At 53.0% G+C, this 23953-nt stretch carries 14 protein-coding genes and 1 tRNA gene; 11 read left to right on the forward strand and 4 right to left on the reverse strand.

The window, feature by feature from the left end; genetic code table 11:
- Positions 1–154 precede the first annotated feature (154 nt).
- Complete coding sequence (locus tag AC6I9Z_RS10470) at positions 155–3058, forward strand: M16 family metallopeptidase (protein WP_461455797.1); 2904 nt, start codon at positions 155–157, stop codon at positions 3056–3058.
- Positions 3059–3131: 73 nt separating this feature from the next.
- Positions 3132–3863, forward strand: a complete 732-nt coding sequence (locus AC6I9Z_RS10475) for a queuosine precursor transporter (protein ID WP_461455798.1) — start codon at positions 3132–3134, stop codon at positions 3861–3863.
- Positions 3864–3874: 11 nt separating this feature from the next.
- Here the strand turns inward: AC6I9Z_RS10475 and AC6I9Z_RS10480 are convergent, their stop codons facing one another.
- Positions 3875–4306 carry a hypothetical protein gene (locus AC6I9Z_RS10480; RefSeq protein WP_461455799.1) on the reverse strand — a complete coding sequence of 144 codons (432 nt, stop codon included), beginning with the start codon at positions 4304–4306 and terminating at the stop codon, positions 3875–3877.
- A gap of 141 nt (positions 4307–4447) precedes the next feature.
- Here AC6I9Z_RS10480 and AC6I9Z_RS10485 point away from each other — a divergent pair, with 141 nt between their 5' ends.
- The gene (locus AC6I9Z_RS10485) at positions 4448–4963 is read left to right on the forward strand and encodes a 2'-5' RNA ligase family protein (RefSeq protein ID WP_461455800.1); all 516 of its coding nucleotides are present in this window, start codon (positions 4448–4450) and stop codon (positions 4961–4963) included.
- Here the strand turns inward: AC6I9Z_RS10485 and AC6I9Z_RS10490 are convergent.
- On the reverse strand, positions 4960–6195 hold the full coding sequence (locus AC6I9Z_RS10490) for an NAD(P)/FAD-dependent oxidoreductase (RefSeq protein ID WP_461455801.1): 1236 nt from the start codon (positions 6193–6195) through the stop codon (positions 4960–4962). The two genes, AC6I9Z_RS10485 and AC6I9Z_RS10490, sit on opposite strands and share 4 nt — an antisense overlap.
- A 173-nt stretch (positions 6196–6368) precedes the next feature.
- Here AC6I9Z_RS10490 and AC6I9Z_RS10495 point away from each other — a divergent pair.
- The 6 genes from AC6I9Z_RS10495 to AC6I9Z_RS10520 all read left to right on the forward strand — a co-directional run bounded on the left by AC6I9Z_RS10495 (position 6369) and on the right by AC6I9Z_RS10520 (position 11886).
- Positions 6369–6445, forward strand: a tRNA-Met gene (locus tag AC6I9Z_RS10495).
- Positions 6446–7245: 800 nt separating this feature from the next.
- A complete protein-coding gene (locus AC6I9Z_RS10500; RefSeq protein WP_461455802.1) occupies positions 7246–7893 on the forward strand; it encodes a rhomboid family intramembrane serine protease in 648 nt (215 codons plus the stop codon).
- A gap of 220 nt (positions 7894–8113) precedes the next feature.
- On the forward strand, positions 8114–8836 hold the full coding sequence (locus tag AC6I9Z_RS10505) for an SDR family oxidoreductase (protein WP_461455803.1): 723 nt from the start codon (positions 8114–8116) through the stop codon (positions 8834–8836).
- A 77-nt stretch (positions 8837–8913) separates the two neighbouring features.
- Positions 8914–9984, forward strand: coding sequence for a Gfo/Idh/MocA family protein (locus tag AC6I9Z_RS10510; protein WP_461455804.1), 1071 nt, complete (start codon positions 8914–8916; stop codon positions 9982–9984).
- A gap of 3 nt (positions 9985–9987) precedes the next feature.
- Positions 9988–10941 carry an aldo/keto reductase gene (locus AC6I9Z_RS10515; protein WP_461455805.1) on the forward strand — a complete coding sequence of 318 codons (954 nt, stop codon included), beginning with the start codon at positions 9988–9990 and terminating at the stop codon, positions 10939–10941.
- A gap of 9 nt (positions 10942–10950) precedes the next feature.
- Positions 10951–11886: a TauD/TfdA family dioxygenase gene (locus AC6I9Z_RS10520; protein ID WP_461455806.1), complete on the forward strand. Its 936-nt coding sequence runs from the start codon at positions 10951–10953 to the stop codon at positions 11884–11886.
- Here the strand turns inward: AC6I9Z_RS10520 and AC6I9Z_RS10525 are convergent.
- Positions 11879–13603: a solute:sodium symporter family transporter gene (locus tag AC6I9Z_RS10525; RefSeq protein WP_461455807.1), complete on the reverse strand. Its 1725-nt coding sequence runs from the start codon at positions 13601–13603 to the stop codon at positions 11879–11881. The genes AC6I9Z_RS10520 and AC6I9Z_RS10525 overlap by 8 nt on opposite strands.
- Positions 13604–13982: 379 nt before the next feature.
- Here AC6I9Z_RS10525 and AC6I9Z_RS10530 point away from each other — a divergent pair, with 379 nt between their 5' ends.
- Together AC6I9Z_RS10530 and AC6I9Z_RS10535 are read left to right on the forward strand one after the other, a co-directional pair.
- On the forward strand, positions 13983–17048 hold the full coding sequence (locus AC6I9Z_RS10530) for a S8 family peptidase (protein ID WP_461455808.1): 3066 nt from the start codon (positions 13983–13985) through the stop codon (positions 17046–17048).
- A 75-nt stretch (positions 17049–17123) separates the two neighbouring features.
- Positions 17124–19742 carry an EAL domain-containing protein gene (locus AC6I9Z_RS10535; RefSeq protein WP_461455809.1) on the forward strand — a complete coding sequence of 873 codons (2619 nt, stop codon included), beginning with the start codon at positions 17124–17126 and terminating at the stop codon, positions 19740–19742.
- A gap of 10 nt (positions 19743–19752) precedes the next feature.
- Here the strand turns inward: AC6I9Z_RS10535 and AC6I9Z_RS10540 are convergent, their stop codons facing one another.
- Positions 19753–23928, reverse strand: a complete 4176-nt coding sequence (locus tag AC6I9Z_RS10540) for a beta strand repeat-containing protein (RefSeq protein WP_461455810.1) — start codon at positions 23926–23928, stop codon at positions 19753–19755.
- Between the last annotated feature and the right edge of the window lie 25 nt (positions 23929–23953).

Below are 23953 nucleotides of genomic sequence, written 5' to 3' on the forward strand. Positions count from 1 at the left end.
GAACTTGGTCAGATGCGACTGGCAAGATATTTGTAGAAAAGTGGACTATCAATATTTGATTATTTGTTGAGGGCTTCGCATTCTTGTGCGTCTTATATAGTAATAGCCTTAGAAAAAATCAGAATGCTTCCCCTGATTCCCCGGAGAATTAATAATGCGACAGAAATCCCGCTTGCGATTTGCTCCTACATTGTTTGCAGCCTTTTCCTTGTTTGCAGTAAGTCCCGCAATGGCCAAAGGTGATGATAGCAATGGTGGATTTGCCCATGATGCTAGCGATCTAAAGCCGGATTCGCGAGTGGTTTACGGAACGCTCGAAAACGGTTTGCGCTATGCGGTGATGAAAAACAGCACGCCGAGCGGTGTTGCGGCTGTGCGCATGCGGATTGCCACCGGTTCACTGAACGAGACGAAAGAGCAGAGAGGCATTGCTCATTTTCTTGAACATATGGCCTTCAACGGTTCCAAGAATGTTGCAGAAGGTGAGATGATCAAGCGTCTGGAGCGCTATGGCCTGGCATTTGGCGCCGACACCAATGCGAGCACTGGTTTCAGCCAGACCACGTATAAACTCAACCTGCCAACGGTGGGTGACGACATTTTGAACGAAGCGTTTTTCCTGATGCGTGAAACAGCGGAGAACCTGACTCTCGACGAAGAAGCCATCGAACGGGAGCGGGGAGTGATTGCTTCGGAGAAACGCAGCCGGGATTCCATCAATTTCCGCGCTCTGATCGCCAATATGGGTTTTTTGACGGAAGGCAGCGGCCTGACTGATCGCTTGCCAATCGGCGTGGATGAAACCATCGCAACAATGCCGCGATCAGAGTTTGTCAAATATTATCGCAGTTATTATCGCCCGGAAAATACTTTCATCGCATTTATCGGTGACGTCGAAACTGACCTAGCGATCGAAAAAATCAAGGCCTATTTCAGTGATTGGCGTCCGAAAACAAAGGCACTTCCGCAGGTGAAGCTCCCACCCGCTGACATTGTTCCGGGGAAAATCGGCTACCACCACCATGACGAGATACTTACCTTTGTGTCATTGGGATCGTTGCAACCCTATGTGAAATGGCCGGACAACAAGGCAAGACGAAAAGAAGGGCTGTTGAGGGCGCTTGGCGCACAGATTGTCAATCGCCGGCTCGACCGTATGATTGATACAGGTGAGGCGAATTTCCTGAACGGGTCCATCAGCCGCTATGCGCCGGAAGATACTGTTGACGCGTGGATCATTCGGTTACGCAGTGGACCGGACAATTGGAAAGAGGCATTGGCAGCAGGGGATCAGGAGATCCGGCGGGCGCTGGCCTATGGTTTTTCGCAAGCCGAACTGGATGAGGTTATCGCAAGGCAGCGTAAAGCGCAGCAGGTCGCCGTAGATCGCAAGGGTACGCGCAAGACCTATGCAAGGCTGGAATATAATTATGCCAAGGAACTGGTGGACAGTTTCGCCAACGAACGGGTGTTCACCGCACCAGAAGACAGCCTTGCGCGTTTTGAGGAGTTTGCGGCGGAAATAACGCTAGAAGACGTGGAGCGAGTGTTTCGTGAACGTTGGGCGGGTTTTGAACAGCCGGTAGTTTATCTCGCCACCAGCCGGAAAATTGACAATCCTGAAAAGGAGATAAGGTCCGCATTTCTGGCATCCCGTCAAATTGCTGTTTCAGCACCGCAAAGCCAGCAGGCCACAAAATTTGCCTATACCGAATTCGGAGAACCCGGGCGCGTTGAAAAAGAATCCTATCTGGCCGATGCCGATGCTTATACCATCACCTTTGCCAATAATGTTCGGCTGAATTTCAAGCAGACGGATTTTGATGCTGATACAATCGGTATCCGCGTGAGAGTTGGCAGCGGCTTCCTATCGATGCCGGAAAAAAGTGAAGAACTGCGCAGACTGGCGGAAAATCTTTTGAGCCGCAGCGGCGTGGAGGGGCATAGTGCAGATGATCTGCAAACACTGTTTGCAGGCAAGAATGTCGGAGCCCGTGTTCGCCTGCGTCCTGATAATGATGCTTTGGAAGTTGTCGGTCGCACGGACCCGAAAGACTTTGCTGACCAGATGAATTTGATGACAGCGCATATCACGGCGCCTGCTTATCGTCAGCAGACGGCTAAACGCTATCATGAGAAAATGGAAGCCTGGTACCCAACCCACAAAGCTTCACCGATGACGGTCGCGGAAAAGGAATTACCACGGATGATCCGCTCCGGTGATCCGCGTTATGGTTTTTCTGATCTGGAGGCCTTTTTGTCTCCCGAAATCCAGGATGTCCGGGACTGGATTGACCCACAGCTGCAAAACGGTTTGATAGAAATTACTATTGTGGGTGACATCGACAGGGCTACTGCCATCGCTGAGGTTGCGCGGACATTTGGAGCCTTGCCAGAACGTGCTGATAGCAAAGGTGCGTTTCCGGAGATGCGTAATCTGGAATTTCCGTCACAGCCTGCCGAACCATTTACATATTATCATCAGGGCAATGCTGATCAAGCCATGGTGCGCGTATATTGGCCGGCACCGGATGCTTCCGACCCCAAAGATCCTCTGCGTATGCAGGTCTTGCGCAGTATATTCCGCAACCGTTTGTCGAACGTTCTTCGGGAAGATATGGGCCTGACCTATTCACCAGGCGCAGGGATGTTCGTGAGCAACCTGTATGACGATTATGGTTATATGTTTGCCAGCGTGACGGCCGCACCTGAAAAGACTGACGAGGTCCGTCAGGCTATTTTGCAAGTCGGAGAACAACTGGCAGCGGAGCCTATTGACGGGGATGTTTTTCAACGGGCGTTGAAGCCTATTGTCGACGATATTGACAGCTCGCTCCAGAATAATGGCTATTGGATGAGCGTGCTCCGAGATGCGCAAACGAGTGGATATGGAATGGTTCGGCATCGCATGCGTGAGAGCGTTTTGCGCGAAATGACGGTTAAGGATATTAGTGTTATGGCGAAGCGGATCTTCGGGTCCAACGCCGCAGTGGCTGCATATATTCTTCCTGCGCCGGAAGAAAACGATGAGGCGGAAGTGGCACTGATATCGGATTGAGTTTGGCGGATGTTGCGGAGTCCGCGCAAGTTATACCATTGAAACTTTGTGGTAATTGGCTAATCATCGGTGGATGAACTCCGAACCAGTTAAGCGCAGCAGTGCTGCCAGTCAGTCCGGTCACAATTTTCGCTATTTCGATTTTGTGATGGCGGCCTTTGTGACCATCCTGCTGCTTTCCAACATTATCGGTGCGGCGAAGCCGACCTTTGTGACCATTAGCGGTGAGCAATGGGTTTACGGCGCTGGTATCCTTTTCTTTCCACTAGGATATGTCATTGGCGATATTCTGACTGAGGTCTACGGCTATGCGCGGGCCCGGCGGGTCATCTGGGCGGGTTTTGCCGCGATGGTCTTTATGGCCTTCATGAGTTGGGTCGTGGTGTCTTTGCCACCTGCCGATGGCTGGGAAGGGCAGGCCGCCTATGAAAGTGTTTTCGGTCAGGTTCCGCGCATTGTTGCCGCGTCAATTCTGGCGTTTTGGGCTGGAGAGTTCGTGAACAGCTACGTGATGGCACGAATGAAAGTCTGGACGCAGGGCAGGGCGCTCTGGTCTCGAACCATCGGGTCAACGGTGGTCGGACAGGGCGTGGACAGCCTGATTTTCTATCCGTTGGCTTTTTGGGGCATCTGGGAAACGTCGGCCGTGCTGACCGTGATGGTGACCAATTGGCTGCTCAAAGTCCTGTGGGAGGCGGTGCTGACACCGGTTACCTATGCAGTAGTGGGCTGGCTGAAGCGGCGTGAGGGTGTCGATATTTACGATGAATCCACCAATTTTACACCATTCAGTACCAAAACCTGATCACCGGAATATTATCGAAGGAATCCGCTTTTCTCTGCCCAGCGTGCGAACAACAGAAAAGCGACCGCAAGAATGGGGATGGATATGGGCATGAACCATCCGTTCTGGCTGAAATAGTCCGCATAGCCGTCAAGAATGAAATAGCTGGCGAACTGGATCAGCACCGCGATCAGAGACATCAGGAATAACCTTACTGCTATCCGCCTGCGCAAAAGCAGCATGATCGACCCCATGAAACCGCCAATGACGGCAACTGCAAAGGCGGCCGATGCCCAGAAGGGCCGATTGACAAACAGGTTCTGCTCCAGCTCAGTCATACTGGCAAGCTTTTCGGCCGTCATCATGATGTCATTGGCATAGGCACCGATACCAAGGCCATTCCATATCAGGGCGAATATTCCCAGGGCCCAGAACCAGACAGGCGGCTTCTTATCTTGTGTCATAAATTTGCTCCTCCCAGCATGCCTGGTCATCATAGCAAGAAACACGGGAAAAAAATCTCTTTTTGCCTGCGGTGTTTTGCCATTCTGCCCGAGCGAGATTATTCGTTCGCAGTCCTTCTTTTTTGGCGATAGTCTGTACGAATGATAGCGGAAAATAAACCGGTCATCATGACCGCTGAGATGGGAAAACAAGATCTCGCTTGGGCCGATGCGCTGCGTCGGAAATATTATCCGGCAGAGCGTAATGTCCTGCCTGCGCATATCACGCTGTTTCATCATCTACCGCCGCAAGCATTGGACGAGATCAAGCAGGCGGTGAAGGACATGACCCGATATATCGCGCCTCCGGTAACGTCTCTGCAGCGCTTGATCCACCTTGGCAGCGGGGTAGCCTATCAGCTGCATTCGCCCGATCTGCTGGCGATGCGAATGGAACTGGCGGACAGATTTCACGGGCTGCTGGTCGCTCAGGATCAGCAGACACCACGATTGCATGTCACGGTGCAGAACAAGGTATCAGCGAAAGAAGCGAAAGCGCTGATGACAAAATTGTCACTGGAATTTGAGCCGCGCCCATTACAGATCAAAGGACTGGCACTGCATCATTATATGGATGGACCTTGGCAATCTATTGGCGAATGGCCGTTTCGTGGTTAAGCGCTTTCGACTTCCTTAATCGGAATATCTGGGTCCGCCAGTTGTGTGCGATCCAGCGCAAGGCCTGCCTCAACGACTTTGCGGCCTTGTACGTAATCCTTGGTTGCATTCACACAATCAAGAGCGATCACTTTGCCATCCTTCAGATATATAATCGAGAATGACCGGTTGGCCGGATCACCACGTACAATATATTCATCATGGCCGGTGGATAAACCGACCGTCTGCAGTTTGAGATCATATTGATTGGACCAGAACCATGGCACTGCATCATATTCGCATTCTTCGCCAATAATATCGAGTGCCGCTACCTTCGCCTGATCGTTTGCATTTTGCACGGATTCGAGCCGGATATGTGCACCGTCAGCAAAACGATTGGCATGCGCGGCGCAATCACCAATGGCGTAAACACCATTCAGGCTGGTGCGGCACGTTTGATCCACATCGACGCCATTGCCAGCAGCAGCACCAGCCGCCACCAGTGGACCAGTCTCCGGAATAATACCGATGCCAACAATGATCATATCTGCATCTAGAACACGTCCGTCAGCAAGCCTGACGCCGGTCGCCATTCCGTCGTCATTGGTCTCAAAAGACTCTACCATGGCATTTAGCTCGACCGTGACACCTTGCCGGCGATGTTCTTCTTCATAAAAGCGAGACAGAGTTTCGCCGGCGACCCGCGATAAAACCCGGTCAAGCGATTCCAGTATCGTGACACTCTTACCGAGTTTTGTGAGTACGGCCGCTGCTTCGAGGCCGATGTAACCACCGCCCACAACCACGACTTTATCCGTTGAGGGCAGGGCGGCCATGATCTTGTCGACATCTGCGCGAGATCGCACACCGTGAATATTGCGCGCCTGACTGCCCGGACAATCCAGCATTCTGGGCGAGCCACCTGTAGCCCAGATCAGCTTATGGTAACCAATTTCGTCATCGGTGCTCAGCGTGACCGTCTTTTCCATCGGATCCACTTTCGACACCCGGCAACCGGTTAGCAGATCGATATTGCGTTCACCCCAGAAACTCTCGGGGCGCAGCATGATACGCTCGAACGGTTTGTCTCCGGCCAGATATTCCTTGGACAGCGGCGGGCGTTCATAGGGCGGGTATTTTTCATTGCCCATAAGGCCGATTGTGCCTTCAAATTTCTGCTGCCGCAGCGCGATAGCGGCTTGCGCGCCGGCATGGCCCGCGCCAACGATCAATATGTCGTAGGATTTGTTCATTTTCGGCCCCATTGCGCCGCCGAGCGGCAAGGGCATGACTGTTAGCGCGGATGGCTGCCAGGTTGCAAGTACAAGAAAATGACAGGCAACTTGTTGACCGATAAAGATGCGGCGACTATAGCGCCGCGATCCAAGGTTTTTTGTAGCGATTCAAGTCCTGCAGAGAAACCGATGGCGGAGTAGCTCAGGTGGTTAGAGCAGTGGAATCATAATCCATGTGTCGGGGGTTCGAGTCCCTCCTCCGCTACCATTTTAAAATATAGGCAGATTCATATTTGGCCTGGATCAACCCGGTAAGTGCTTCAGAATCGCATGGCTTGCCAAAGTAAGACGACTTGGTACGAATTACCCTCAGTGGTTCTTCTGAAGAGCGTTACTTGATCGGAATTACTGTTGCAGGGAAATCCTGTGTCCGCTTTATTCCGAAAGCGGACATTAGAAACCCCGTTCAACGATCATCTATGAAGTGATTATACTATGAAATCTATTTTCGACGTAATCGGATATATTTCGATTAATTCCTGTAGGTAGAACAACAGTTTTTCCGTTTTTCAGGATGAATTTATAGTTTTTACCAAATTGATTGAATGATTCAATTTTCTTGATGTCACTGACATCGAACTTTTTATGCTTGAAATAAACAGTGCTTTCAGAAAATTTGACAAAATAGCCTCTTACAAAACTCCGGCACATTGGGATGAAACTGATGCATAGAAACACCAGAGTTCCGAGCGTCATTATTGTAAAATATGCGTGCGGAGATCGATAATAGCGGGAGCCCGTCCCGAAAGCTTCTTCGTTGATTCCGCCATGCAAAAAAGCGGGCACAATCACAGAAATTAAAGGCGCCCAAGTAAGAATTGTTATGAACAAAACGTTGAGCAATGAGGGATTGAAACTTGCAGGGCTATTTCTTTTGATGAGTTTCATTCTTCTATAGCTAAATTGTTTTCCCTATAATTGCTAGCGTCCGCTTTTGCGCTCATAGCAGCCGACCGGTACCCAGCAAATTTGCAGTGCGGTTGACCGGATGCTAGGCCATACGGACCAATGAAAATTCCGAACCTGACAGAACGCCTGAAAGTCATAGCGATATTGTGCGGATTATTTGTCGCGGTCCATTTCGCCAATCTGTTATCCGGCGGTTATCTGAATAGTTTTGGCATCGAGCCACGAGAGATTAACAGCATTTACACGATCTTCGCCGCGCCGTGGCTGCATGGTGATTTCACGCATTTGGGAAATAACATGCTTGCGATAGTGGTGTTCAGCTTCCTGTGTTTGCTCCAAGGCAGGCGCTATTTTCTGGTCGCCAGCTTCCTGATTATCACAATCACCGGTATCCTCGTTTGGTTATTTGCCCGCGATGCCCTGCACATTGGCGCAAGTGGCTGGATATTCGGGTTATGGAGCCTGATCATCGCGCTCGGATGGATAGAGCGCAGTTTCCGGAACATTGTTGTCGCGCTTGGCGTTGTCTTTTTCTACGGCGGCATGGTGTTTGGTGTATTGCCCACCGCAGGCTTCGTTTCCTTTGAATCGCATCTGTTTGGCGCGATCGCAGGGATCATCACTGCAATTTTCCTCGAACGAAACCGAAAGCTGGTAACCAAAACTACTGTGGGGCAGCCTTCACTGGAATTTGGCAAATCTCGCCGTCCCTGGCGATTGTCACTTCGCGGCCGTAAGCGTCGCTAGGCTTGGCGTTCGCTTTATGGTCTGCAGGCAAGGAGATGCTATTTACGTCTTATCATGCGCTAAGAGCGCGCCACGATGAAAGTGAGCCCAATTAGTGTCACATTAAGCTTTTGGTACATTTGCGAAAAACTTTCCAGATTCCGCGGTTGCCCATAATCCTGAATACTGCAAAGGTGCGGGAAGATTGTGTATTCTCTGGAAAGGCATGGGTGGGCCAAAAATGGAACTTGCAGATAAAAACGTCCTGCTGACCGGTGGCAGTGCAGGTATCGGCCGCGAGATTGCGCGCCAGTTGAAGGAAAAAGGTGCCAAGGTCACGCTAACTGGCCGGAATCCTGAGCGGTTGGCGGCGATGCGCGAGGAAGGTTTCGAGTATATTGAGGCCGACCTGTCCAATGCAGCCGGCGTGGATGCGTTGCTCACGAAATGGGGTAGCAGGGATATTGATGTCCTGCTCAATAATGCCGGTCAGCTTGTCGATCATGACTTTCGTGAGGGCAATCCGGTTGCCGATGCGGCCGATGATTGCATCTATGCCAATCTTAACGCACCCATCCGATTGATCACCGGCCTGATGCCCAGTCTGCGCAAACGGCCGCAGGCGGCAATTGTCAATGTCACCTCGGGTCTTGCCATTGCACCGGCTGCCCGCACGCCGATATATTGCGCTACCAAATCGGGGTTGCGGTTTTACACGCTTGGTCTGCGTGAACAGCTCAAGGATTCCAATATCCGCGTGATCGAGGCGCTACCGCCGGTTGTTGACACGCAGATGAATGATGGCAACCCGACCAAGAAGATGCCGCCTGAGGAATGTGCACGGCAAATTGTCGTCGCAATCGAGCGTGATCAGGATGAGGTAAATATTGGTATGACGAAGGCTTTGCGCGTGGCTGAAGCAATCTCACCTGCTCTTGCGCGGGGCATTACATTGCGGTTCTAAAAGACAGGTTTTACCAAATCGCACAATCCCACTACAAAATAGTTTCGCATTAAAGCTCATTGAAAGAACGGAAACGGGTGAAAAAGAGATACGCGATTATCGGTGCCGGGATGATGGGTCGTGAGCATATCAGCAATATTGCTCTATTGGATGAAGTGACGCTTGTGGCGCTGTCCGATCCGAACAAGGGCTCGCTGGAAGGCTCGCGCGATCATGCACAGAAACTGGGTGCCAATCCGGTTTGCTATGCAAGCACACAAGAGATGTTTGCATGTGAAGCGATTGATGCCGTCATAATCGCCGCACCCAACCACACCCATTTTCCGATCATGCAGGAGGTGATGAAGCATTCCGTCGCGATCTTGCTAGAAAAACCTATGTGTACGACTGTTGAAGACGCACGCGCATTGCATGAGGCAGCACAGGACCATCCGTATCTTTTGTGGATCGGTCTGGAATATCGCTACATGCCGCCCGTCACCAGATTTATCGAGCGGGTGCACAGCGGTGTAACCGGATCGGTCAAGATGCTTTCAATTCGCGAGCATCGTTTTCCATTTCTACAGAAGGTTGGCGACTGGAACCGGTTCAGCGAGAATACCGGTGGCACATTGGTCGAGAAGTGCTGTCATTTCTTCGACCTGATGCGGCATATATTGCAGGACGAACCCGTCAGGGTTTTTGCATCGGGAGGGCAGGATGTGAACCATCTCGATGAGAGCTATGGGGGCAGGATTCCAGATATTCTCGACAATGCCTATGTGATACTCGAATTCGCCAAGGGGGCTCGTGCTGTGCTGGATCTATGCATGTTTGCCGAAGGTTCTGAGGAGCAGGAACAGATTTATGCGCTCGGCGAACAGGGCAAGCTGGAGGTCGGAATTCCATCGGCCAATGTCACCTGGTCGCCGCGCAATGGCTCCGAGCCTGTGACAGAGTCCATTTCTACGCCCGAGCATGCTTTGAAGGCGGGAGACCACCATGGGGCGACTTATTTTCAATTGCTGAAGTTTCACAAGGCTTTATTGGATGGCGGTGCACCGGAAATCTCGACATATGACGGACTGCGGTCAGTCGAGATCGGAGCCGCAGCGCATGAATCCATCGCAACCGGTTTGCCGGTGCAGCTTACTTCCAACAAAGGATAATCTATGACGCAAATGCCCGAAATTGGATTTGGCTTATGGAAAGTGAGCAGAGAAGATGCTGCCGATATCGTGGTGGAAGCTGTAAAAGCCGGGTATCGGCATTTCGATTGCGCAGCGGATTATGCAAATGAGGCGGAGGTTGGGGAGGGCCTGAACCGCGCTATCGCCGAAGGGCTTGTAACCCGGGATGAGCTGTGGATCACATCCAAATTATGGAACACTTTTCATCATCCCGATCATGTGGAAAGCGCCTGTCAAAAATCTCTTGATGATCTGGGTCTGGATTATCTGGACCTCTATCTTGTCCATTTTCCGATTGCGCTGGAATATGTGCCCATCGAAACGCGCTATCCCCCAGAGTGGTTGTTTGACCCCGGCACCGACAATCCGCAAATGAAGCGTGCGCCAGTGTCGCTGCAAGACACTTGGCAAGCTATGGAAAAGTTGGTGGATGCCGGCATGGTAGGCAAGATTGGCGTATGTAATTATAACAGCGCCTTGATCCATGACCTGATGAGCTATGCCACGGTCAAACCAGCGGTACTGCAAATTGAGGCTCACCCTTATCTGACACAGGAAAAACTGATCCGGTTGGCACATCAATATGACATTTCTGTCACCGCCTTTTCGCCCCTTGCAGCGCTTTCTTATGTAGAGATTGACATGGCGGGCCAAGCTGACAGCGTGTTGACCGAAACAGTTGTTCAGGAAACTGCAGCGGCGCACGCCAAGACACCGGCGCAGGTCGTGCTGCGCTGGGCTACGCAGCGCGGTACATCCATTATTCCGAAGAGCAGCAATCCGCAGCGAATGCGGGAAAACCTTGCGATAAATGATTTCTCGCTAAGCGAAGACCAGATGCACGCAATTTCCGCGCTAAACGCCAACCGGCGATTCAATGACCCCGGCGTGTTTTGCGAAGCGGCTTTCGGCCTGTTTAACCCGATTTATGACTAAGGACAGGCGATGAAACAGCAGAACTGGAATGATGTTGCTTTCCCCGAAATAATTACGTCCGATAGCGGATCGAACCTGGCGGATTATCTAGCTAATGGGCGAGGTGACGTGGACGAGCAACTCAAGAAAAGCGGTGCAGTTCTGTTTCGCGGTTTTCATGTTCCGGCAGTGGAAGATTTTGACATTGCGGTTGAGTCTTATGGTGCAGAGAATTTTCCTTACGAAGAATCGCTTTCCAATGCGGTCCGGATTAATCTTACGCCGCGCGTTTTTACCGCCAACGAAGCGCCGCCGGAGACCAGCATCTTCCTCCATCATGAAATGGCACAAACGCCGATTTATCCGTCCAAACTGTTTTTCTATTGCAATATTGCCGCAGACGAAGGCGGCGCGACGCCACTTTGCCGGTCGGATATATTATTGAACAAACTGGAAGAGGCAGAGCCACAGCTGGTGGATGCCTTCACGACAAAAGGCGTGCGCTATACCAATGTTATGCCAGCGGCTGATGATTCAGGTTCTGGTCAGGGCCGCAGCTGGCAAAGCACGCTCAATGCCGCAGACAAAAAGGCGGCGGAGAAGCGGCTCGACGCACTTGGTTATGACTGGGAGTGGCAGGATGATGGTACATTGCGTGTAACATCGCCCAGACTGGATGCGGTGCGCACGCTGCCCGATGGACGGCGGGTGTTTTTCAATCAGCTCATCGCTGCTTATCGCGGTTGGGCGGACAAACGTAATGATCCGTCAAAATCGATTTGTTTTGGCGATGGATCACCCATTGCTGCGAAAAGCATGGCAACGGCAATCGGGCTGGCAGATGATCTGAGCTATGATCTGGAATGGCAGGCTGGGGACGTGGCGCTGGTCGATAATTTCATGGTCATGCACGGTCGACGGCCATTTAAAGGTAAACGCAAGGTGCTGGCATCACTCATCAAATAGGCTGATTTGACGGGGCCACAGTCCGCGATTTGGCCGCCCATGCCCAATAGATGATATTGGCGAGGACTATGGTCATCATCAACGAGTAGAACAGGGTGCCAAGCCCTTCGCCAGAGGCCAGTCCTATAGACGAGAACAGCAGATAGAGCCCAACAACGCAGGAAAAGAGGGTTGCGGCCAGCGGTTTTGCAAAGCGCCAGGGTTGCAGGTCCACCTGCGCGTTGATTTTGAAATTCCAGGGTGTTTCGCGGGGGCGCAGATATCCCGCAATCAGCATGATCATGACTTCGATTACAAATAGGATGGCATATTGGTGGAGGAAGTGAATCGTGATCGCTTCATCAACTACGAAGCGAAGCAGCGCATAGGCGGTGACATGAAACACGATAACGATTTTGGCGCCAATTGCAGGGATGCGTTTAGTAAATAAACCCATAATAACAATAACTACTGTAGGAATGTTATAAAAACCTGTGAATATCCGGATGATCTGCCATAGTCCCTGCTCAGCGAAGTAGAGCAAAGGTGCCATGACAAACGAAAACAGCGCGATGACGATACTCGCAATTTTTGCCACCCGAACCAGATCGGCATCGCTCGCCTTGTTTTTCCGCCATGGACCGTAAACGTCCAGGCAGAACAAGGTTGCGGCACTGTTGAGCAACGAATTGAACGAGCTGAACACTGCGCCCAGCAGGACCGCGAGAAAGAAGCCGGCCAGATAAACCGGCATCACGTCCTTGATCAGCCGTGGATAGGCTTGATCAATGGAGCCAAGGCCTGGACCATAAAGATGAAAGGCAATAACGCCCGGTATCATCATCATGAATGGCACCAACACCTTGAAAAAACCGGAAAAAAGCACGCCCTTCTGCCCCTCAGCCAAAGAGGATGCTCCCAGCGTTCGTTGGATCACATATTGATTGGTGCACCAGTAAAAGAGATTGGCAAAGAGCATTCCTGTGAACAAGGTTCCGAACGGCGTGGGATCATCTTCGCCGCCAATGGCGTTGAGTTTCTCGGGATGATCACTAACCAGCTTGTCCAAACCTAGCCCGAAATTTCCCTCGCCCAGAGCTATCAGACCGAGCACTGGTACAAGTATCCCGATTATCAGCAACCCAATGCCATTTATCGTATCGGACACAGCGACAGCCTTGAGGCCACCAAAAATGGCATAAATTGAACCAATCCCCCCGATTGTCAGCACTGTGACAACCAGCGCCTCGAAATAGGAAATGCCTAGCAAATCGGGGACATCAAAAAGCTGCATGACCGCAATGGAACCGGAATAAAGCACCGAAGGGATGGTTATTAGTCCATAGCCGAGCATGAATAAAATCACCGACATCCGGCGGACATCGGCATCAAAACGATCCGCGAGAAACTCGGGCAGGGTGGTGAAAGCGCCGGCCAGATAACGAGGCAGGAAAATCAGAGCCATGGCAATGGTTGCAACCGCCGCCGTCACCTCCCACGCCATGCTACTGAGATTAAAACCATAGGCAGAGCCGTTTAAACCGATTAGCTGTTCCGCCGACAGGTTGGTCAGAAGTAGTGAACCCGCAATAAACACGCTGCCAAGACCGCGACCGGCGAGAAAATAACCGTCACGGCTGTCTACTCCGCCGCGTGTCTTTCGCCATGAAATAAAGGCAACCAGTCCCATGAAGAAGATACAGCTGGCCAGGGTGAAAAACAGATTCGCGTTTTGCATGTCAAGTTAGTGCGCAGGATCGCGCGACATTGCAATGTTGAGACAGGCTAATTGTCATATTAACATATGAGATAGAGCTAAATTGGTTGTTATTTCCGCTATTCGTCCAAATCGATAGAGTTTAAAGAATCATGTCCATCGCAGGTCTTTTTCAAGCAAGTTTCCTATTAATAAAAAGCCCTGCTTGAGGTCGAATCCGACTAAAATTGAGCAGGTTAGGCCGCCTTCACCAGCTTTGAAACCAATGATGGTGAGAGTAGATTGTAGAGAAATCTGCGCCGGGCTGTGGTTACATTACTATTAATCTATATTTTTGCGCGCTGGTTAACAAACGACCCCTAATTCATTCATTATAAGTTCGTGGGTGAACGGGGTAAAAATGAAACGACCAGGAAACTATCGCTCCAGCCAACTGGCTATTGCGACAATCATATTGAGCACTGCGGTGCCATCCGTCGCGCAGACGACAGAGGTTGCGCCTGATTGGCCAGCCAATGACGTCATGGTGGCACAAGGTGAGCAGGCTCCTGTTTCCGGTTCTGCAGCCGGTCCGGATTTGCGCCCGGTTGTACCGATGGGCGGCAATATCAACCCGTTTTCCGGTTCCATTGACCCATTTTCCGGTACTATCGACCCGTTTTCGGGAACGATTGACCCATTTTCCGGTAATGTTGACCCCTTTGCAGGTAACGTTGATCCATTTGCGGGCAACATTAATCCTTTTGAGGGCAATATCGATCCGTTCGCAGGGAATATTAATCCGTTTCATGGCGAGATCCGGGCACTTTGGGGAACGATCGACCCGTTTGCTGGCAATGTTGATCCCTTCGGTGGCAATATTGATCCATTTGAAGGCGCTATAGATCCAGACTCCGGTCATATATTGCCGAGCTATCACCAGATGAACGGCTTTTGGCAGAGTTTTGGTGCGAGCTGGAGACAGACCAATTTGCAGCTGAATGATATCGCCAATAATGGCGATGCCAACTGGAAAACCAGCCGGTTGAACTATCAGATCACGGATTTGATCAATCAGTCCAGAAATGTTTGGGGATCGGCCATAGAGGCACGCACAGGCCAATCTTTCGAAGCTGCATTTCTGGATCCGCTATTTTCAAAATTCGGTATTACCAGTGACCGGGTCGCCGGTTTCCGTTCCTTGACAGCCGCGAAGCGTGCGCAGCTGGTAACGGATTGGTTTGACGGGTTGATGGAATATACTGGCAACGACCGCGTTGATCACTGGATGAAAGCCGTCAACTGGACGCCAGAGCTGACAAGAATTCAGGGCAGTGGCGCAGATAGCGTCATCGGCATTTTGGACTCTTCGATCGTCAATGATCCGGACCTGGAAGGCAATGTTTTCCATTCCGGTGGTTATCAGGCCCATGTTGGTGGGCATGGAACCGGCGTCGCCAGTCTTTTGATTGCTGATCACGACGGTCGCGGCGTGATGGGGATCGCTCCTAATGCTTCAGTCGCAACCTACAACCCATTTGACGACACGGGCAGTGCGTCCTGGGATGATATTCAAGACGGTATCGTTTCGCTGAAGAGTGCGAATGCCAGCGTGATCAACATGTCTCTTGGCGTGTCGGGCTGGACGCTGCACCCTGAGTGGAACAATGTGTTTAACGATAGCAAGGTCAAAAAGGTCGCGAATGACACCGTGTTTGTGATTGCCGCTGGCAATGATGGCATGACCCAGACCCAAGATGTCGAATTCAAACGCAATGCAGACTTTGGACTGATTGTGGTCGGCGCCATTGATCCGGTTGGGAATATTTCCAGTCTGTCAAACAAGCCGGGATCGGTTTGTCTTTCGACATCGGGCCACTGTGTCGATGGTAACTATCTCCGGGACATTTTTATTGTCGCGCCCGGCGAACTCATATTGATGGCTGACGGCAACGGCGGTGTAACCCGACGGTCCGGCACATCATTTGCTGCGCCATTGGTATCGGGTGCGATAACATTGCTGCATGACCGCTGGCCCTGGCTTGCTCAGCATCCGGAAGAAACCGTCAGCATCATTCTGAAATCTGCCAAGGATCTGGGCGAACCAGGTGTTGATGATGTCTATGGTGTAGGATTGCTTGACGTAGAGGCGTCCCAGTCACCCTTAGATTTTGGCGCACTTGATTTTTATGAGTATCGGAACAACAAAAAGATCAAGCGAACCGCGTCAGACCTGCAAAGGACAGGCGTGGGGGATACCTGGAATGCCGATGGCATTTTCCTGACCATGTTTGAAACCATTGGGAAAACATATCGCGACTTTGTAGTGCCGTTTTCTGACCAGCTAATTGGCCAAAAATCAAGCGTGACCGGATCCAACGAATATTTTCAGTCCTATATCACCGAGCGGTTCGTTGATTGGTCAACCAACGGTTTTACGGCATCGAACACAGTGGGCGGATTTACTGATATTGCCAGCTATGCGAGTCCGAAACGGGAAGGTTGGAACTTTGCGGTATCGGCGGCTAACCCGACGCAGTATCTGAGAAATGGTCGGCAAGGTGAAATCCCGCATAGTGCAGTGAAATTTGGCGATGCAGCGGGCAAATTCTCGTTCAATGCAGGCTATGGACAGGGTGCGATCGCTTTGCTCGGCCAGAAGTCATTTGGTCTGACGTCAGATTATGATTCAAACAACGGTGGTTTGAACCCCATTCTCGGCCTTGCCTCGGGTGGCGGGTTTGTTGATGCCGAATTTGCGATTGCAAAAAACACCAAAATTGCAGTTGGTATGACCAGTCGCCGTCTTGATCATTCGGAAAATTTCGAACTAACCGAAGCTGAAAGGGCGCAATTGCGCGGTGCCAAGGATTATCAGGCCAGCGCATTCAACCTTAGAATGACACATAAGCCGATAAAGGCTGCGACAGTGAGCGTGAGTTTCGCGACCCTGGACGAAAAAGACGGCCTGCTCGGTGTCCAATCCGCGCTCGATAACGACCTACGGCACGGTTCGCAGAGCAGAACGATGACACTGGGAGCAAGTTTCGACCTGCCGCACGGCATCAATATCGCTGCATCCGCCACCGCCGCGCTTACCAAGTCAAATGGTGGCAGCGACCAGAATTTGCGGACGAACGGCAATGTCAGAAGTTCGGCTTATGCGTTTTCCATCGGAAAACAGGGGTTGATGCGCAAAAATGACCGTTTGCGCCTGTCGTTCACACAGCCGATGCATATCGAAAACGGTACAGTTGAATATAGTGCCGTTGAAGTAGTTGACAGATCAACCGGCGAAATTGGAAATGTTACGCGCAGTTTCAGTATTGCCGACGAGAGCCGCCGGTTCACCGGAGAATTTCTCTATGCCACCCCGATGAAAGGGGGAGGTGAACTGTCTTTCTTTGGCCGCGCTGAATATGGTGGAAATTCAGGTAACAATGTTAACCAAATAATAGCAGGTGGTCTGCTAAGTATCCCATTCTAAAAGATTTCTTAGGGGTGATATGCGTAACCATACTCACCCGTAGTTAGTCGATTTGCTAATCGGGGGGTGGCAAAAATGTTGGGACGAAAAATAGCAGCGGCACTATTGCTGAGCGCTACCTGGAACATCCCTGCTGCCAACGCGCAAGCAGACGCAGAGCTATCTCCATTTGATGCAAAGATCACAGAGACAAAATCTTCGATGATGTCTGATCCGGGCCTTGCCCTGAAGTCTGCACGTAAAGCGGCGATCATGGCAGAAGCCATGCCTCAGGCACAGATGGCCATTTCGATTGCTACCAGCCAGTGGTTGGAAGGGGAGGCGTTGACCCGTCTCAACAAGCCCAAGCAGGCGGCTCCGGTCATTGCCGAGGCGCTGGAAAGCGTTAAGCAGGTTGCACCTAACACCAAATTGCATGCGGATCTGCTGAAATCATCCGCCGCCATTGCTGGGCAGACTGGCCGGGTGGAGCAAGCTCTGGCGACGTTGCATTCTGCCTACCGGATATATGAAAAGCTTGATCAGAAGCGCAGTCAGGCGATCATTCTGCATAATATCGGTTCGATCTATTATGAGGCCCGCGATTATCCGAGGGTCTTGAGCTATTATGATCAGGCAAAATCGGTTTACGCAGATGATCCTGCTCTCAACCTTTCGTCGCATAATAATCGCGGTAATGCTCTGCGCGATATGGGTAAGTTCGCCGAGGCTGAGAAGGAATATGGCCTTGCACTAGAGGTCGCAAAGGAAATGGACAGTGCGCTGTTACAAACTCGCATTCTTACCAATCTCGCCTTCGCACAATATGCCCAGGGCGATCTGAAGAGAGCCGATAAGACAGCGACCTCAGGTCTTGGTCTCGCGGACGGTGCAGCGGCCGAATGGGAGCCTTTTCTTTGGGGAACAAGAGCCCAGATTGCAGTGGCTGACAACAGGTTGATGCAGGCCGAGAATTTTATCAACAGAACTTTTGAAGGCGTCGATCTGGAAAGCTCGACAATGTCCTATCGCGACTACCACGCAACAGCACATGAAGTATTCAGTGCGCTGGGCCGCCATAAAGATGCTCTGCAGCATCTCCGCGCATTCAAACGTCTTGACGATAATGGTCGTGATCTGGCTGCATCCACCAACTCGGCACTTTTAGCGGCGCAATTTGACGATGCCAATCGTGAGTTGGAGATCTCCAAGCTGGAAGCAAAAGAGGCGCAGCGGGAATTGTTGCTGACGCAATCGCAAACTACGCTGCGCTATACCAGCCTGTTACTGGTTGTGGCTTTCGCGGTTATCGGCGCTCTGTTTTTTGCTGTGGTTTCCGTCCGGCGTCGGCGTAAAGAGGTTAGCGCGGCTAATGCCCGGTTGTCGCATGCCGCGAAACATGACCTGTTAACAGGTCTCCCCAATCGTGGCTACTTCCGCATCCTCTTGTCAGACGCGCTTGCGCAAACCGGCAAAGCCGGAAGACGTTGTGCTGTGATGCTGATCGATCTGGACCGCTTCAAAACGGTCAATGATACACTAGGGCATAATATTGGTGACCAGCTGCTCTGCCATGTTGCCGAACATCTGAAGGATGTGGCTGGCAACAAGGCCCATGCCGTTCGCTTGAGCGGTGATGAATTTGCCTTGGTGGTTCCGGATATCGAAAGCGACAGAGCACTCGAACAGCTCGGTGAAGAGGTAATTCAGCAGCTGAGCGGTACTCATTCCATTGAAGGAACGTCGGTAAATGTCGGAGCTACTGTTGGTATGGCGGTTGGGCCGAATGACAGTGATGATGTCCAAACGCTGACGCGCAGCGCTGACCTTGCTCTTTACCATGGGAAAGAGTCAGGCAGGGGGCAGTGCGTTCGTTACAAGAAATTCATGCAGATTGAAGCAGATGAGCGCCATATCCTGGAAAATGATCTGCGTGATGCACTGGAAAATGGTGATCTGTCGATTGCCTATCAATCGATTGTAGATGCGAGCAGTGAAGAGATTATCGGTTACGAATCTCTGCTGCGTTGGGATCATCCCACCCGCGGAGAGATTTCTCCAGCCATTTTTATTCCGATCGCAGAAGAAGCGCGTCTGATTGGCCATATTGGCTCTTGGGTTCTGCGCACGGCCTGCGAGCATGCAAAAACCTGGCCGGATCATGTCAGGCTTTCTGTCAATGTTTCGGCTCTGCAGGTTGAAGGAGGCGGTCTAGCTAGTAACATCATCAGCGCTCTGGCCGCCAGCGGCCTCAGCCCGGAAAGGCTGGAACTGGAGGTTACCGAAAGCGTCTTTCTCGACAAACATGAAAAAACGGATGCGATTCTGGAAGGTTTACGTTCGCTGGGGATCAATTTGGTTCTGGATGACTTTGGCACGGGCTATTCATCACTTGGCTATCTGCGCCGCGCCAGTTTTTCGACCATCAAGATCGATCGCAGCTTTGTAAAGTCGGCTACACAGGGATCAACTGAAAGCCTCGCGATTATCCGTGCAATTGTTTCCATGGCCCAGGAACTGGGAATGGAAACAACCGCGGAAGGAATTGAGACCAGGGAAGAACTGGCTATCATGCAGGAACTGGGCTGCACCCAGCTGCAAGGCTATCTGTTTTCACGTCCGACAAAATCGGTGTCCGGTAAAACAACTACAGATATCTACGAAAACGCAGTTGTTCCATTTTATCACAACGAACTGCAACGCAAAGTTGGCTGAAACGAGTCGTCTAAAAGCCAATTGCAAAGCCAACCCGTGCACCGGTTGTGCCCTTGACTGAGGATCCTGCAATTCCGCCGGAGAAATAGACTTTTTCTGTCAACCGGCCGACAAATGCGGTCGAAAAGCCGCGTTGTCCGCCATAGGTGGAAAGATTGAAAGATAGCGACATGGTGCTGTCTGGCACGATCATGGCACCGGACATGGCCATTGCCGCAGCGATTCCGCCATTGGCTTGGCGATCGATAAGCGAGACTCGTTCTGTCAATCGGTCCGCTCGCGTTTCCAGTGCCGCGATACGTCCATCAAAGTCGATCAGTCTGCTGACATCGATGTTCAATGCGCCCAGGTTACCGGCGGCATCCGTGGTGACGAGACTGAGTGCGCCTTCTTGCGCGGCCTGACTGGCTGAGGACGTCAGTCCTGAAATGCGCACTGTCGCGCCTTCGCCGCCCAGCGCGATTAGGTTATCACGGTCTGCAAAAGCACCCGGACCGATGGCCACGGCGCCTTCACCTGTGGCACTAGCACCATTGCCCAGAGCGATTGCGCCGTTTCCAATCGCGACATTCAGATTACCGATGGCGACCGCACCCGTGCCCGTGGCGGTGTTGTCCGCGCCCAGGGCTACCGCGCCCGTGCCAGTTGCAAAATTGGGATCACCGATGGCGACTGCGCCATTGCCAGAGGCGATATTATTGGAGCCGATGGAGACGGCTTTGCCATTTATCGCCTGGGCACCAACGCCGATGGCCACAGACTCTTGGCCGCTGGCTTCGCTGCCTGTACCTATGGCCAAGGCATCCTGTCCGGTGGCGCTGGCGCCGGGGCCGCTGCTGTTGCTGTCAAAATAGGCTAGTTCTTCGCCGTTGGCTTCGGCCTGCGCCAGCGCGCGATTGGCATCGGTCTGCGCCTGCATTGCCTCCGTGCGAGCGGCATCGGCACTGGCTTGCGCCTTGACGGCATTTTCAAAAGCTTCATCCGCCTTGGCCTGCGCATCGACCACGCCCGCCCCGGCCTGATCTGCGGCCAGCTGTGCAGCCCTGGCTTCTGCACGAGCGGTGTCGGCAGTCGTCTGGGCGGTTGCCGCACTGGCAAAGGCTTCATCCGCACGGGTCTGCGCTGCGGCGGCTTCTGTGCGCGCGGTATCTGCGGTGTTTTGCGCTGTCGCCGCATTAGCGAGAGCAGTATCGGCAGTCGATTGGGCATTAGCGGCCGCATTCGCCACGACATTGACCTGTCCGACATTGGCGGCATCGGTATTCTCGGTGCCGGCCGCAACGTTGGTTATCTGCCGCTCACCGCCGACAAAGCCGACCGATAAACTGTTAGCGCGATTAGCAATGGATCCAGCGCCCAGTGCCACTGAATTAATCGCCGTTGCCTGCGCTTCATTACCGATTGCGATCGCGCCCCTGGCGGAGGCGGTAGCGGCAAGAGCGCCAATATTGTTGGGATCATCGCCATCTGCACCAATAGCGATAGACTGGTCACCGCTGGCCACACTTCTTGAACCGAGGGCGGTGCTGCGGTCACCGCTGGCCTGACTGCGAGAACCGAGTGCGGTGCTATATGCACTGGTTGCGTCGCTGGAAGTTCCGATGGCGGTGCTGCGTTCACCGCTGGCCACACTAGCCTGCCCGGTGGCAGTGCTGCTGATACCGCTAGATTCACTGAAACTTCCGGTAGCGGTGCTACCGACCCCGCTGGCCAGACTGTCGCGTCCGATAGCGGTGCTGTTGATACCAATAGCCTCGCTGGAAGCCCCGATGGCGGCGCTGCCCAAACCGCTGGCCACGCTGCTAAATCCGGCGGCGGTACTGCGTGCAGCACTGGCCTGGCTGGAAGCTCCAATGGCTATGCTGCCGGTCCCGCTCGCCGCACTTCCGGATCCGAACGCGCTTGCTTGGGCATTGTTGGCCAATGCATCATTGCCGACTGCCGTGCTGTCATCGCCCGTGGCCCGCGCGCCCAGAGCATCGGGGTCCCGGCCATCTTCGCCTATGGCAACAGAACGCGCACCGGTGCTTCGAGAATCCGTACCGACAGCAACGGAACCCTCGCCAGTGGCCTGGGCTCCCCCGCCAACCGCAGTGGAGCCGGATGCAATCGCACCAAGACCAAGGGCCACCGCCCGTTCGCTGGTCGCCTGCGCATCATTGCCGATTGCAATTGCACCGCTGGCAGATGCGGTCGCGCCCTGATCATCTGCATCCTCGCCATCAGCGCCAATAGCAATAGAGCGGTCACCGCTGGCCTGACTGGAGTGGCCCAATGCTGTGCTGTTGATACCGGTCGCCGCACTAAAGGCGCCCGTTGCAGTAGTGTCTATAGCCGTAGCCATACTCGACCGGCCTAGGGCTGTGCTGTCATTGCCAGTGGCGTCACTCGATACGCCAATCGCTGTGCTGGCGGTCGCCGTTGCCTCGCTTAAAGCGCCTAATGCTGTGGCATTTAGAGCGGTGGCATCACTTACAACACCAATTGCGGTGGTGTTCGTTGCGGTTGCTCTGCTGCCGGTTCCCATGGCGGTTCCATTTAGACCGCTGGCCACACTGGCCTGCCCGATCGCAGTGCCATTTGTACCGCTGGCCTCACTTCTGTATCCGATCGCGGTGGTGCGATCACCGACGGCTTCACTTCTATATCCGATCGCGGTACTGGTTTCACCGCTGGCCGTACTGCGGGAGCCATAAGCGGTGCTTCTATCGCCTGTTGCCGTTGCCCCGTTTCCACATTCGAGCCTACCGCTGGAATTGTTGCGACAGCTGCTTGCACTGACCGTGGCGATGGATGCGGTAAGTTGCCCGAGGTTAACAGCGTCAGTATCTTCCGTGCCCGCTGCGACATTCACAATCTGTCGTTCTGCGCCCGCCGAACCTACCGACACCGTATTCGCGCGATTGGCTATCGAGCTTGCGCCCAGCGCCACCGAATTGAGCGCGGTCGCCTGTGCATCATTACCAATCGCGACCGCGTCGTCACCCGATGCAACGGCACCAATGCCGTTCCCGAGCTGGCCATCGGCGCCGATCGCTATGGACCGTTGACCGCTGGCCTGACTGAAACGGCCTATAGCAGTGCTGTCACTACCGGTCGCCGCACTGGAACTGCCAAGCGACGTAGCACCAAAAGCGGTAGCTCGGCTTTCAGAACCTATTGCAGTGCTTCGGATTGCGGTTGCATTGCTATCAACACCGGTGGCGGTACTCAGAAGACCGCTAGCCACACTAACAGTTCCAGTGGCAGTGCTATCGTCGCCGGTCGCCTCACTAAAAGCCCCACTCGCGGTACTGTTCGTCCCACTGGCTGTGCTTCTGACCCCGGTGGCAGTGCTTGTAGCGGCGCTGGCTTCACTGGCCGCACCTGTAGCGGTACTATTGAGACCACTGGCGTCGCTGTTAGCACCATTTGCGGTACTATTGAGACCGCTGGCCTCGGCGTTAGAACCATTTGCGGTGCTGCCAGTGTTGCTAGCCAAGCTCAAGTAGCCAATGGCGGTGCTGTTGATACCAGTTGCCCGGCTAGAAACGCCCGTAGCGGTGCTTCGGTCGCCAAGGGCCCGACTTAAAGTTCCGGTCGCAGTGCTACTTTCTCCTCTAGCCGCACTAGAACTGCCAGTGGCAGTGCTGTTCACACCGGTGGCGTCGCTAGAGGCACCGGTGGCAGTGCTTTGGGAGCCACTGGCCTCACTGAGGTTGCCGGATGCTGTGCTGTTGGCACCGCTTGCTTCGCTGAGAGCGCCAGTCGCCGTGCTGCTCGCACCGCTAGCCTCGCTATCGCCACCGATGGCCGTGCTACGAAAGCCGGATGCCGTGCTTGAAACGCCGACTGCGATTGCGTTTGATTCACTAGCAGTGCTGCCCTCTCCAACAGCCGTAGCTCCAAATTCAGTCGCCGCGCTACCAGAGCCAATCGCAACGCCTTGATTGCCGCTGGCCGTACTGTTTGCGCCAATCGCAGTGCTATCCCTACCGGCAGCTGATGCTCCAACGCCGCAAGCTAGGCGATCATCAGCTCCAGATGTCGTGGCACCGCCATCATTATCGGCGCCTGCATCCACCTCGCCATTATTATTGCGATCGAGCAGGCAGGTTTCCGCCGAAGCAGGGTTGGCCGCGGTCAGCGCCGCGATGCTGGTTGCGAGTAAAAGACTGCAGCGGATGGTTCTGATTGAAGGGGTCATGATGCAAATTCCTTGATTGGGGTGC

Source organism: Parasphingorhabdus sp. (genome assembly GCF_059726685.1).

Excerpts from the sequence above, each read along its gene's own strand:
- AC6I9Z_RS10470 (WP_461455797.1), top strand. The coding sequence starts at position 155 with ATGCGACAGAAATCCCGCTTGCGATTTGCTCCTACATTGTTTGCAGCC.
- AC6I9Z_RS10475 (WP_461455798.1), top strand. The coding sequence starts at position 3,132 with ATGAACTCCGAACCAGTTAAGCGCAGCAGTGCTGCCAGTCAGTCCGGT.
- AC6I9Z_RS10480 (WP_461455799.1), bottom strand. The coding sequence starts at position 4,306 with ATGACACAAGATAAGAAGCCGCCTGTCTGGTTCTGGGCCCTGGGAATA.
- AC6I9Z_RS10485 (WP_461455800.1), top strand. The coding sequence starts at position 4,448 with ATGATAGCGGAAAATAAACCGGTCATCATGACCGCTGAGATGGGAAAA.
- AC6I9Z_RS10490 (WP_461455801.1), bottom strand. The coding sequence starts at position 6,195 with ATGAACAAATCCTACGACATATTGATCGTTGGCGCGGGCCATGCCGGC.
- AC6I9Z_RS10500 (WP_461455802.1), top strand. The coding sequence starts at position 7,246 with ATGAAAATTCCGAACCTGACAGAACGCCTGAAAGTCATAGCGATATTG.
- AC6I9Z_RS10505 (WP_461455803.1), top strand. The coding sequence starts at position 8,114 with ATGGAACTTGCAGATAAAAACGTCCTGCTGACCGGTGGCAGTGCAGGT.
- AC6I9Z_RS10515 (WP_461455805.1), top strand. The coding sequence starts at position 9,988 with ATGACGCAAATGCCCGAAATTGGATTTGGCTTATGGAAAGTGAGCAGA.
- AC6I9Z_RS10520 (WP_461455806.1), top strand. The coding sequence starts at position 10,951 with ATGAAACAGCAGAACTGGAATGATGTTGCTTTCCCCGAAATAATTACG.
- AC6I9Z_RS10525 (WP_461455807.1), bottom strand. The coding sequence starts at position 13,603 with ATGCAAAACGCGAATCTGTTTTTCACCCTGGCCAGCTGTATCTTCTTC.
- AC6I9Z_RS10530 (WP_461455808.1), top strand. The coding sequence starts at position 13,983 with ATGAAACGACCAGGAAACTATCGCTCCAGCCAACTGGCTATTGCGACA.
- AC6I9Z_RS10535 (WP_461455809.1), top strand. The coding sequence starts at position 17,124 with ATGTTGGGACGAAAAATAGCAGCGGCACTATTGCTGAGCGCTACCTGG.
- AC6I9Z_RS10540 (WP_461455810.1), bottom strand. The coding sequence starts at position 23,928 with ATGACCCCTTCAATCAGAACCATCCGCTGCAGTCTTTTACTCGCAACC.